10 protein-coding genes are annotated in these 12,677 nt (G+C 37.6%); 5 read left to right on the top strand and 5 right to left on the bottom strand.

From position 1 onward, the window contains the following. Positions 1–36 precede the first annotated feature (36 nt). Together Q0940_RS10080 and Q0940_RS10075 are read right to left on the bottom strand one after the other, a co-directional pair. The gene (locus Q0940_RS10080) at positions 37–2,292 is read right to left on the bottom strand and encodes a molybdopterin cofactor-binding domain-containing protein (RefSeq protein WP_299267812.1); all 2,256 of its coding nucleotides are present in this window, start codon (positions 2,290–2,292) and stop codon (positions 37–39) included. After that, on the bottom strand, positions 2,289–2,786 hold the full coding sequence (locus tag Q0940_RS10075) for a (2Fe-2S)-binding protein (RefSeq protein WP_299267810.1): 498 nt from the start codon (positions 2,784–2,786) through the stop codon (positions 2,289–2,291). The genes Q0940_RS10080 and Q0940_RS10075 overlap by 4 nt, the downstream gene beginning before the upstream one ends. Positions 2,787–3,069: 283 nt before the next feature. Between Q0940_RS10075 and yeiP the strand changes: the two genes are divergently transcribed. The 3 genes from yeiP (at position 3,070) to Q0940_RS10060 (ending at position 6,877) form a co-directional block, all read left to right on the top strand. Continuing rightward, the gene (gene yeiP, locus Q0940_RS10070) at positions 3,070–3,645 is read left to right on the top strand and encodes an elongation factor P-like protein YeiP (RefSeq protein ID WP_299267807.1); all 576 of its coding nucleotides are present in this window, start codon (positions 3,070–3,072) and stop codon (positions 3,643–3,645) included. A gap of 184 nt (positions 3,646–3,829) precedes the next feature. Continuing rightward, positions 3,830–5,437 carry a GMC family oxidoreductase N-terminal domain-containing protein gene (locus Q0940_RS10065; protein WP_299267805.1) on the top strand — a complete coding sequence of 536 codons (1,608 nt, stop codon included), beginning with the start codon at positions 3,830–3,832 and terminating at the stop codon, positions 5,435–5,437. A 159-nt stretch (positions 5,438–5,596) separates the two neighbouring features. Further along, positions 5,597–6,877 carry a DEAD/DEAH box helicase gene (locus Q0940_RS10060; protein WP_299267802.1) on the top strand — a complete coding sequence of 427 codons (1,281 nt, stop codon included), beginning with the start codon at positions 5,597–5,599 and terminating at the stop codon, positions 6,875–6,877. Between the two features lie 79 nt (positions 6,878–6,956). Here the strand turns inward: Q0940_RS10060 and Q0940_RS10055 are convergent, their stop codons facing one another. Together Q0940_RS10055 and raiA are read right to left on the bottom strand one after the other, a co-directional pair. Next, entirely contained in the window at positions 6,957–9,248 is a 2,292-nt protein-coding gene (locus Q0940_RS10055; protein ID WP_299267800.1) for a GGDEF domain-containing phosphodiesterase, read from the bottom strand. 131 nt (positions 9,249–9,379) lie between these two features. Next, a complete protein-coding gene (raiA, locus tag Q0940_RS10050) occupies positions 9,380–9,742 on the bottom strand; it encodes a ribosome-associated translation inhibitor RaiA (protein ID WP_299267797.1) in 363 nt (120 codons plus the stop codon). Positions 9,743–9,993: 251 nt separating this feature from the next. Between raiA and Q0940_RS10045 the strand changes: the two genes are divergently transcribed. Next, the gene (locus tag Q0940_RS10045; RefSeq protein WP_299267795.1) at positions 9,994–11,256 is read left to right on the top strand and encodes a DEAD/DEAH box helicase; all 1,263 of its coding nucleotides are present in this window, start codon (positions 9,994–9,996) and stop codon (positions 11,254–11,256) included. A gap of 41 nt (positions 11,257–11,297) precedes the next feature. Beyond that, the gene (locus Q0940_RS10040; RefSeq protein ID WP_299268012.1) at positions 11,298–11,663 is read left to right on the top strand and encodes a diacylglycerol kinase; all 366 of its coding nucleotides are present in this window, start codon (positions 11,298–11,300) and stop codon (positions 11,661–11,663) included. 113 nt (positions 11,664–11,776) lie between these two features. Here Q0940_RS10040 and Q0940_RS10035 read toward each other — a convergent pair whose 3' ends face one another. After that, the gene (locus Q0940_RS10035) at positions 11,777–12,553 is read right to left on the bottom strand and encodes a S1/P1 nuclease (RefSeq protein ID WP_299267792.1); all 777 of its coding nucleotides are present in this window, start codon (positions 12,551–12,553) and stop codon (positions 11,777–11,779) included. Between the last annotated feature and the right edge of the window lie 124 nt (positions 12,554–12,677).

Raw genomic sequence — 12,677 nt, 5'->3', positions numbered from 1 at the left:
AGCTCAGAGGTGATCATCACAATCGTTTTTAATGGCTTAAGCTTTTAACTGGTCACCAATAGGTAACTGTCTAATACGTTTACCACATGCGGCAAAAATAGCATTACATAGAGCTGGGGCGTAAACCGGAGTAGCAGGCTCACCAACACCTGCAGGAGGAGCTTCACTTTGAATGATCTCTACGTCCACTTCTAATGGGCTATCACTCATGCGCGGTACGCGGTAATCATGGAAATTACTTTGCTGAACACGGCCTTTATCAAACGTTATGCCGCCACTAATGGCTGCGGTAATTCCATAAATAGAACCACCTTGTACTTGGTTGATCACAGTGTCGGTATTAACTACCGTTCCAGCATCAATACTTGCCCATGATTTAATGATGTTTAACTCACCAGAGTCTGATACTTCTACCTCAACCACTGTTGCTACGTAAGTTAAGAAGCTTCTGTGTGCTGCTATTCCTAAGCCTCTACCTTTAGGGAGTTTTCTTCCCCATTTACTCATTTGGGCTACTTTCTCAATAGCATGACGTAATCTAGCTATATCTAACGGATAAACCGCTTTGTCACCACCGTAATTATCGTAATCGGCATGTTCCTCAGTTACATCTAAGATGCGGTCAGGGCCTATCGTTTCTAACAAATAATCTTTTTGATCACGTCCGGCTTTATGCGCCGCTTCAGCAATAAATGATTGAACGGCAAAGGCATGGAAAATATTGGATACGGAACGCATCCAACCAATTCTTGCTTTGGCTGGCGCTTCACCATTTTCTAACTTCATGTTAGGAGTGTTAATAGGATTGTCGGTAAAACCTAAACGTAATTCAAAGCTACCAGCTTTGGTTGCGCCTTCTTGAAACGTAGAAGTAATAGGCGAAAACGCAGTACGGTGTAAATAGGCTTCAATAGCACCATTTTCATCCAGCGTGGCTTCAATGTGTTGAGCCGAAACTGCATGATAGAAACCATGTTGTATGTCGTCTTCACGGGTCCATTGAACACGAATGGCTTTGCCTGTTTTCATCGAAAGGTAAGCCGCTTCTGCTGAGAAGTCTGGCTTGGACTTACGACCAAAACCACCACCTAACATAGTAACGTGAACGTTAATTTGCTCTTTTGGCAACCCCACCATAGCTGCAACGGTTTGCATATCCGCTTGAGGATTTTGCGTTGCTGCCCAAACATCTACGTGATCTTTGTAATACATCGCGGTTGCACAAGGTGGCTCCATTGGCGCCTGTGCTAAATGCGGTGCATAATAATCTGCCACTAGTTTATCAGTGGATTTGGCCAGGATAGCCGCAGCATTTCCTACTTCTCTTATGGATGTTTGCGGAGAAGATACGGTCGCTAACAAGCTTTCTTTAAACGTTTCTGAATTATAGTCGCCGTTTTTACCGTCGTCCCAACTAACGCTTAATGCTTTACGACCTTTCATAGCGGCCCAAGTATTATTAGCAATAATAGCGATACCACCTTTAGGTTGAAAGAAAGGCGCGCCTTTTGGCGCTGGGATCTCGACTACATCAACTACACCGTCTATCGCTTTTGCGGCTTTAGCATCAAAGTTTTTAACTTTTCCTCCGACAACGGGCGGTCGAACAATCATTGCAATCAGTGCTTTAGGCTCTAATACATCGGCTGCAAATGTGGCTTTGCCTGTCACAATATCTTTTAAATCAATATGTTCCATAGCAGTATTAATGTAACGCCATTCACTGCGTTTTTTAAGTGGGACTTTATCTGTCTCTGGTGGGGTAATGTTTAACACATCATTTACTAATTCTGCGTACGTTAGCGTTTTACCTGAGCTATGGCTAACAATATGCTGCACTGCTGAACATGAATCTAAAGATACGCCCCAACGGGTTGCAGCGGCTTGTCGCATAAGGTAACGAACACTTGCACCCATTTCACGTAAGCGTTGCATATTGTAACGAATACTTCGAGATCCATCGGTGTTTTGGTCACCATATTTAAGGTCGCCTTTACCTTGAATAACCACCACTTTATCCCAGGCTGCTTCCATTTCATCAGCTACAATTTGTGCAATGGCAGTACGAATTTGTTGACCCATTTCAGAGCGATGACAAGTAATTTCAACGATACCATCAGGACGCAAAGCGACAAATAAATTAGCTTCCTTTGCAGACTCAGATGGTTTTGCTAATACTCCAGCCATTGCTCTAGGAACCGCACCTACAAAACAAGTTCCAAGAACTAAAGCACCAACTGTAGCGCTAGATTTTAAAAACCGACGACGAGTTAAATCAAAATATTGGCTCATGCTTTTTCACCTGTTTTTTCAGGAACGTAATATTCAACACCAGCAATGCTTTTTGATGCAGACTTAATGGCTTTGTGAATGCGAGGATAAGTACCACATCGACAAATATTGCCCGACATACTTTGTACAATCTCTTCATCGCTAGGCGTTGGGTTACTTGCGAGTAAACTAGCGGCTTGCATCATTTGACCACATTGACAGAAACCGCATTGAGGAACTTTATGTTCTACCCATGCTTGCTGTACCGGATGTTCACCGTCTTCACTTAGTCCTTCAATAGTCGTTATTTTTTGGCCTGAAATGGCGGCAATCGGTAATATACACGATCGCTGTGCAACGCCGTTAAGATGAATAGTACAAGCTCCACATTGCGCCATGCCACAGCCAAATTTAGGTCCAGTAAGTTGCAATTCATCTCTTAAATACCAAAGCACGGGAGTACTAGGATCTCCAGAAAACTCACGTACTTCATTATTGACGGTAAACGTAATCATGGTTTATCTCCGTTGTCGTAAGTAAGCGATTTTTAAACAATTCTGGTTCGCTCAATTTACATTGCCTGATTGTAATTAGTAAAGTCTATAGCACTATACTACTAGACCTAAAATTTAGTTTATGAGTAACTCATCTCTTAAAATTAGTGAATCGTCTCAAAATATCAATTTAAAGCGAAACCTAACACTGGTTATAATAAATTTTTAGCTAGAGTTGGTTAAAAAGTTTGGCGTCAACTTTAGTTCGTGGTAAATTTTCGCAAATTTTTTAGGAAGTAGTGATATGCCAAAGGCTAGTGATATAAAAAAGAATGCAGCGATCGATTTTAACGGTCGAGTAATGATTGTCAGAGATATTGAACGCTCAGTACCACAAGGTAGAGCCGGTGGTAGTTTATACCGTATGCGTATGTACGATGTAGTTACCGGTGGTAAGGTTGACGAAACATTTAAAGACAGTGATATGTTAAATTTTGCAGATCTTACACGTCGTGCATCTATGTTTTCTTATGTAGATGGTGATCAGCATGTATTTATGGATAATGAAGATTACACGCCATACAACATCAATACGTCTGTCATTGCAGATGAAATGTTATTTATCAATGAAGACACTCAAGGCTTAAGCGTTATATTAATTGAAGGCACACCAGTTGCTCTTGATTTACCAGCTAGCGTTGAATTGGTTATTGAAGAAACCGCGCCTGCATTAAAAGGCGGTTCTGCAACGGCAAGAACTAAGCCTGCAACTTTATCAACTGGTTTGGTTGTTCAAGTTCCTGAACATATTTCTACAGGTGATAATATTAAAGTTAGCACGACAGAACAGAAATTCTTAGGCCGAGCTGATTCTAAATAACAATTTAGTATCTAGTTAGTTCTAGTTAGTAAAGCTAAGCAGACTTATTAAGTCTGCTTTTTTTATGACTTTTATATTAATTCAGGTAATTGTTATAACTGTGAAAGTGCATAACAAGTTGCAACTCCTAAAATGTTTGGGTAGTTTGCCAGTAGCATTATTTTAAACACATTATGAGAAGAAAATGGTAAATACAGAATATGACTTTATTGTTGTCGGTGGTGGTTCTGCTGGTTGTGTACTGGCAACTAGGCTATCAGAAGTCGAAGATCATAATGTGTTGCTCATTGAAGCAGGTAGTGATGATAAAAATGTAGCCGCCGTTCATGTCCCAGCAGCGGCTGTATCAATCGTGCCAACAAAATATAAGAATTGGGCATTTAATACGGTTGAACAAAAACAGTTAAACAACCGTAAAGGTTACCAGCCTAGAGGTAAAGTATTAGGGGGCTCCAGCTCTATTAATGCGATGATTTATACTCGTGGTGTACCTAAAGATTATGACGATTGGAAGGCGCTAGGTTGGGGCTGGGAAGATGTACTGCCGTACTTTAAAAAAGCTGAACGTAATTTAACTTTCTCTGGTGAATTGCATGGTACTAAAGGGCCTTTATTTGTTAGCGATTCACGCTCAAATCATCCTATTGCTAATGCATTTATAAAAGCCGGTGAAGCCTTGGGATATAAAGTTAATGACGACTTTAATGGAGAAGAGCAAGAAGGTGTTGGTCGTTACCAAGTCACTCAAATGAATGGCCGACGTTGCAGTGCAGCAAAAGCGTATCTAACTCCAGAAGTTAGAGAACGTAAAAACCTCACCATTTTAACTAATGCCCGAGTAACTAAATTGCAACTGGATAATAAACACTGCACAGGTGTTGAGCTTTTACATAACAATAACAAGTTAATTGTTAGCGCAAAAAAAGAAGTATTGTTAAGTGCTGGGACTTTTACCTCACCGCAATTATTAATGTTGTCAGGGATTGGTGACAAACAAGACATAGAACCCTTTGGCATAGAGCATAAACATCAATTAGCTGGAGTAGGTAAAAATCTTGAAGATCATTTAGATTTTATCACTAGCTATGAAGCCAATACTCATAAAATATTTGGTTTATCATTTAAAGGAGTATTGTACTTTGCTAACCAGATCTTTAAATACTTGTTTAATAGAGAAGGCATTCTAACGTCTAATTTTGCTGAAACAGGCGCTTTTTTAAAGACAGATAAACGTTTAGCGAGACCTGATATTCAATTACATTTTGTAGTGGCCGTGGTGGATGATCATGCTAGAAATTTACGCTCATCGTTAATCCATGGTTATAGTAATCATACCTGTGTGTTGCGTCCCAAAAGTAAAGGTACGGTGAAACTGTCTTCAAGTGATCCCCTTGATGCGCCACTTATCGATCCTAACTTTTTATCGGATGAGGCTGATATTAAGACTTTGCTAAAAGGTGTACGTATGGCCAATGAGATCATGGAGCAAAGCCCAATCACTAAATTTAGAAAGGCATCTTTGGGTAATGAATATGAGTTATCTGATGAAGCATTAATCGAAAAAATTAGAGAAAAAGCAGATACCATTTATCATCCAGTTGGCACATGTAAAATGGGGACGGATGATGAAGCAGTAGTGGATAACACGCTTAAAGTCCACGGTATTAAGGGACTAAGAGTTGTAGATGCATCTATTTTTCCAAACTTAATGGGAGGCAACACCAATGCTCCGACTATTATGGTTGCAGAAAGAGCGAGTGATTGGATTAAACAAGATTGGAGCTCGTTGTAATAATAGAATGTTTTTTATTCGAATTGTGAATCAATTAACTCTTATTTGGGATTTTCCTGTATACTCCGCCATCAATTTTTATCTGTAGCCCAGCATAATATATTTAATCCAATTAATATTAGATTTATTTTGCAATTTTAGTCATTAGGACCAATTAGCATGAACTTTTCATCTTTAGATTTAGCCCCAGAATTGCAACAGGCAATAGATGCGTGTGGTTACAGTAAAATGACACCAATTCAGCAACAAGCTATTACGCCAGCTCGCAGAGGCAAAGACATTTTAGCGAATGCGCAAACAGGCACAGGTAAAACAGCCGCGTTTTCAATTCCCGTTTTACAAAAGCTAATTGATAAGCCAAGAACAACAGATTCTAAAAGACCAAGAGCGTTAATACTAACGCCAACGCGTGAGCTTGCTGAGCAGTTAGCTGAGACAATTGGTAATTACGCCCAGTTTTTACCATTTAACGTTACTGCATTGTATGGCGGCGGAAAAATGGCTGGCCAAGCTGCAAAACTAAAAAAAGGTGTGGATGTATTAATATCAACACCAGGACGTTTGTTAGAACATATTGAAGTTTGTAATGTAGACCTTTCAGAAGTTGAGTTTGTGGTATTAGATGAAGCTGACCGTATGCTTGATATGGGCTTTATTACTGACGTGCAAAAGCTAATGAACTTCACTTCTAAAACGCGCCAAACATTATTGTTTTCGGCTACTACATCTCATTCGGTAAGTGAGCTGGCCAAAAAGATTTTGAACAATCACACAATAGTAAGTGTTGCTAAGCAAAACGTAACAGCAGACACCATTGATCATATTATGTATCCAGTGGAAGAACGTAAAAAAGTTGATCTGTTTATTGATTTATTAGAAGAGTTTAACTGGTTCCAAGTATTAGTTTTCACTAGTACTAAAGATCAAGCGGATAGATTATTAGCGTCATTACAAAGTAAACGTATTCCGGTAGCTATTTGTCACGGTGATGTTAAACAAGGTGCCAGACGTAGAGCATTATCAGATTTTAAATCTGCTAAGGTTCAAGTTCTTATTGCGACTGAAGTTGCGGCTCGTGGTATTGATATTCAAGGGTTAGATTGTGTAGTTAACTTCAACTTACCGTATTTACCAGAAGATTACGTGCATAGAATTGGACGTACAGGTCGTGCGGGCAATAAAGGTCGTGCTATTTCTTTTGTTAGCCGTGAAGAAGAGCAAATTGTAGATAAAATACAACGTTTAATAGGGACTAAAATTAAACGTATTTCTCGTCCGGGTTATGAAGTAAGTAATAGAAGTGTATTACTTAAAAATATTGAATCTCAAGTAAGACCAACCCGTGCGAATAAAGTAACTGAAACTCAAATTGAACGAGTAGGTCGCTTTAAAAAAGGGCGTTTAGGCGGCGTTGTTAAAAAGAATAAAGCGAGCAAGTAAGTTAGCTTAACGCTTGTTTTACTAGATTTAGCGAATGGTAAAGTCCATTGTTAAATCTAGTAACGACGTTACAATCGGTTTATGCAAATTCTTTCTGGTCTTGGTTGTTCTGTAAAAACTCATGTAATTGAAGTACAGGAAGAGGGCGACTGAAATAGTAACCTTGAATTTCCTGACAACCCATCTTCTTCAAAATATCTAAATGCTCTGCCTCTTCAACACCTTCAGCAATTAAGGTAAGACCTAAGTTTTTACCTAAATCTACAACCGTATTTACAATGGCTTTGTCGGCAGCATCAGTATTAATATTAAAGATGAACGACTGATCTATTTTTAATTTATCAATTGGGAATTGTTTTAAATAACTTAATGAAGAATAACCCGTTCCAAAATCATCAATCGACAACATAAGACCAACGGCTTTTAATTTATGTAATAAATCAATAGTGTCGGCTTCGTTGTACATGATCACGCCTTCGGTGATCTCTAATTCAATGTTATGAGCTGGAACCTTAGTGAAGGCTAAAGCACCAACGATCATATTGTAAAAGTCTGGATGTTGGAACTGCTGTGGTGAGATGTTGATTGCCACCACAATATCGTTATAACCTTTATCTATTAGGTGCTTAGCTTGTTTACATGCATTAATTGCAATCCATTCACCTAACGGAATAATTAAGCCTGACTTTTCAGCTAATGGAATAAAGTCAACTGGAGGAATAAAACCGTCCTCTGTAGGCCAGCGAATTAAGGTTTCTAACCCAACAATGGTATTGTTTTGAATATTAAGTTGTGGCTGAAAATACAACTCTAATTCTTTGTTATTAATAGCAATACGTAATTTTTCTGTAAGAGCGAGTTCCTGTGAAATAGAGTCTCCTAGTGAATGAGAATAAATCACTAACGTGGAGTGCTCCGTCGCGATGGCATGATCAAGCGCAATGTTTAAACATTTCATAATGCTACTTTTATTGTTTGCATGTTCAGGGAAACAACAAAAACCAAAATCTAACTCTATGTGCTTGGCGTTATAAAAGGTTTCTCTTTCAATTTTGGTTTCTATTTGATGCACTATTTTACGCAAGCGTTCAGTACAAAAATCCGCTTCTATAATAATGGAGAACTGTTTTTCTGAGGTTTGGTACAAAGTAAATGGGTAGTCATCAATAATTTCTTCTAATAACGGGCATAACAATTCAGTGACTTCTACTACAAACTTTTCAGTCTGTTCTATGCCTAATTGAGAGACTAACTTGCTGTAATTTCTAATTTCAAAAGAACCTGCAATAAAGTGCTTTTCTTGCTCACACTGTGAATTGAGCGTTTCATAAAATTTATTTTTATTAAACAAGCCGGTAGTTTGGTCATGATAAGCTTGATAGTTCAGTTTCTCTTCTGCTAATTTCTTTTGCGTGACATCGGCCAAGTGTAAATCCCAAGTTTCTAAGTCACTTAACCAATGTATTTCGCAATCCAACGTTTTACTGCCAATTGAAAATTCAAATCTATCGTGAACTTGTTTACTAAGGAATATTTGCTCTTGTACTGGTTTTGCTTGTTCGATTATTGATTGATAAAGGAATTCTTTGCTTATGGCTAATGTTGCAACTAGTTTATCTGTCGCAGGATTGGCAAAGCTAACGTTATTTTTTTTATCTAAACTTATAATAGGGTTAGGGTTTCGTTGCGGGAATAATGCAAGACGTTTATTTTTTACTGATACCAAAATAAAGCTTTTAATATAGCGGCCAATGAAAGTAGCGAGAACAAGCATTAGAATGCTGTAGGCTAGTACAATAGAAGAGGTTTGGCTTAAGTTTTGTTTGGTATCTTTATATTGCTGCATAACCCGTTCATCGGTGTCTGCGGCAATACTTTTTACAATCGGTTTAGTTTGTTGGCGATACATAGAAAACATACTTAAGTGCTCTCTTGCTATATCCCATTTTCCAGAAACATCAGATTGCATATTACTATCAAAATTAACAGCTAACGCCATTATTTTATTTTGTTCTTGGGTTAATTCTGTAATTTGTTGCGGTGCAACATTGAAATCTAGAAGTTGCTTTAACAGTTGTTCTGTTTTTAATGATGTGTTTTTGAAGTCAACAGAATATAAATCTCTATCTTGGTTGGCGTAATATTCATTCAAATATAATTCTTGTTCAGTTAGTGCAGAGTCGAGTTGCTGAAGTTGACCAAAAATAGGTATTTCGTGTTCAATTAATTGTAAGGTACCGCTTTCAATTTTATCTGCTGATAAATAAACATAGGCCGATAATAAAATTCCGAGCACAACAACGACGCCATATATACGGTTTGCATTACGCTGTAATGATGCACTGTTGATTTCCAATTTTGCCGTTTCCATCAGTTAAACTCTATTTTAGTAGACCTTAACCTATAAGACCGTGCAAACGAAAAATAATTACACAGTAAGTGAAATTAAAATAAAACCAGTACTAGTACTGGTTTTATTAAATGATAATAAATGAGGGATATCTATTGAGATAGATTTAAATTCTGAATATGTTCGTGAGTGTGATCGGGTTCAACTTCATTAACATGATCACTTCGATTGGCTTGTTCTATGCCTTTTTTATCAGTTAATACTCTATGAAGTTTCTGTACTGCACTAGTGACAGCTTGAAACATGTCGTCTTTAGTTTCTTTAATCGTTATTTTCTGAGAGTGGAAAACAGTGTCCATTTCAACCATAGCCACTTTTTTATTGTCTATAGAGAGTATGACATTTACTGCGATGATATCGGGAAAGTGTTCGCTTATTTTTGTAAGTTTTTCTGAAGTATGCTCTTTGATTGAATCTTTGATAGTTAAATGGTGACCGGAAATATTAATTTTCATAAACAACCTTAATAACAAAATGTAACTGTGAAAAATAGGGCGTGCTTAATCTATGACTCAAAGCTTGTACTTTCGTTCAATAAATACTTTCGTCTAATAAAAAATATAAACACGCTTTAAAGCTTACAATCTTATATTAGCCCGAAATGAACAAGTTGCAATGGCTATTATTGATTAAATAAATTAACCAGAAAAACACATCGTTTATTTGTTAAAATCTTTTTTTGTTAAGATTATGAGCGTTACACACTATGTCATTTGACTCTTTAGGTTTACATACCCTTTTATTAGAAGCGTTGAATAACGCAGGTTATGACACCCCAACAGAAATTCAATCTGCCGCCATACCACATATATTAAAGGGTCAAGATGTAATGGCTGGGGCGCAAACAGGCACTGGAAAAACCGCTGCTTTTGCTTTGCCAATTCTACATGAATTAATTAATTCACAAGAAAATGACACGTATCAAGTACAAACAGATAAACGAGTTAAAGCGTTAATTTTAACGCCGACACGCGAATTAGCGCAGCAAGTACATAAAAGTTTTAACACTTACTCTCAAAATACCAATATCAAAAGCGCATTAGTTTATGGCGGCGTGAGTATTAAGAACCAAGTTGATGAGTTAAAACAAGGTGTTGATATTGTTATTGCTACGCCAGGGCGTTTGTTAGACCACTTATATAACGAAAATATAAGCTTAGATCATATTGAATATGTAGTTTTTGATGAAGCCGATCGTATGTTGGATATGGGTTTTAAAGACGAAATTAGCCGCATAATGAAAAAATTGCCAAGCCCAAGACAAACTTTATTATTTTCTGCCACATTTGACGAGTCGATATTTACCTTAAGTAAACGTTTGTTAAATGATGCGATATTAATTGAAGCGGATCAGCGTAATACTGCAGCAGCGACCGTTGAACAAGTGGTTTATAATATTGATGCCGACAGAAAGCGTGAGTTAATATCCCATTTAATTGGTTCAAAAAACTGGCATCAAGTATTAATATTCACGCGCACTAAACAAGATGCCGATGAACTGGCAAAAGAAATGAAGAAAGACGGCGTAAAAACCGAATCGATTCATGGCGATAAGTCTCAAGGTGCAAGAGAAAGAGCATTAGAGCAGTTTAAAAACGGTGAGATAAGAGCGTTAGTGGCTACAGATGTTGCGGCCCGTGGTCTTGATATACAAGACTTAAACTATGTGATCAATTATCAACTGCCATATATAGCTGAGGATTATATCCATAGAATCGGCAGAACTGGCCGTGCGGGTAAACAAGGATTAGCGATTTCTCTATTAAGTGTTGGCGAGGAATACTTATTAGATGAAGTTGAAGCGATTTTAGATACGCGTTTATTACAACAATGGTTACCAGGTTATGAACCTGACTTAACCAAAAAGCCAGTGAACAATAGAAAGAATACCAAAGGCGCTCAGAAAAAAAGAGCAGGGCAAAGAGCAAACGGCAAAAGGACGGGGAATCGTTCTCAAGCTAAAAGATAATATATTTAAATAATCATTGGATATTATAATTAATGAATAACATGTTTGACGTAAATGATAAGCCAAAAGGTTTAAAAAGAATTATTAGTGCCGCTAAAAATACAGCACGAGCACTTAACTGGTTATTGAAAAATGAAGCTGCATTTCGTCAAGAGATTGTTTTATTGGTGATGGCTATTCCACTAAGTTTTGCTTTCAACATAAGTGTTAGCGAACAAATTATTTTAATTATAGCTATTTTATTTGTGATATTTACTGAAATACTGAATACCGCAATAGAGGCTGTAGTTGATAGAGTAGGGCTAGATATTCACCCATTATCTGGTTTGGCAAAAGACTTGGCATCTGCGGCTGTGGGACTAAGTTTATTTATAGCGATATTAGTTTGGATTGCAGTTTTACTTTGATTGTTAATCTAATTGTTACACGGCTAATAAAAAAGGAAGCTCGTAAGCGGCTTCCTTTTTTATTAGTATTCAGTTCTAAAACTAAATTAGTTATTTAGAGTGACATAGTCATACTATTTAAATAAATCATTTAAATAGGCTGCGATTCTTACACCGCCTTTTTGTAACTGTTGTTTTACCGTAGGCATATTTTGGTATAAATAATCCCAACTTACACGTTCTTCCTCTGGGTAAATGCCATCACGGATTTTAGCGCTTTCTTCAATATAAATTAATGGATCAGTCGTCGTCCAAGCTTTAGCCTGCTCTGGTGAAATTTTCTCACTTAACCATAGTGTCCACTCACTATAAGAAAGCTGACGCTGGTCGATTAAACCTGAGTCCCACACTCTATGTAAGTTAGACTTTTCCCAGAAGAACTCTAACTTCACATCGTTACCGCCTTTATCTGTACCGTTACCAGCATGCAGAGGTTGGTGTAAATCACCTATGATATGAACAATAAAGCGTAACGCTTTTTGGCGTTCTTTTAATGGGGCACTTTTGTCTTTAACTATTTTTGAAAATTTCTCAAGCGCTGTATAAGCATCGCCTTTGTCTGGCGCGTCAACTTCATGGTAATGCTTGCCTTCTGGTACCGTTACGTAGTGATAAGCTCCGGCTTCTTTTTGCCAGAAAGCGTCAGGGTTTGAACGCATTTCATCTGGGTAGGTAGAGGCTTCAGCCAAACTTTCATTTGGTAATAACAGTTTAATTGCAGCCATTGCATCTGCAGTTAAATACATTTGAGCAATTGCGCCTGTGATCCTGTGACCTGTTTGGCCCCAAGCGTGAACTTGCTGTACCGAACACGCTACTAATAAAGCGGAAGCAATTAAAAGTTTTTTCATAGTTAGTCTCTTAAATAGTTTTTAACAAATAGGTGATGATGAATTTAGTTTAACAGTATCAAGTGTTAAGTTTAAGACATGGTTTATTAATGCAGAGTGTTTTATTATCTCAAGCATAAAGGTT

This window comes from uncultured Psychrosphaera sp. (assembly GCF_947500655.1).
Taxonomy (GTDB): domain Bacteria; phylum Pseudomonadota; class Gammaproteobacteria; order Enterobacterales; family Alteromonadaceae; genus Psychrosphaera.
The sequence above is the reverse complement of the archived record's forward strand: the minus strand, read 5'-3'. Positions and strand labels throughout refer to the sequence as shown.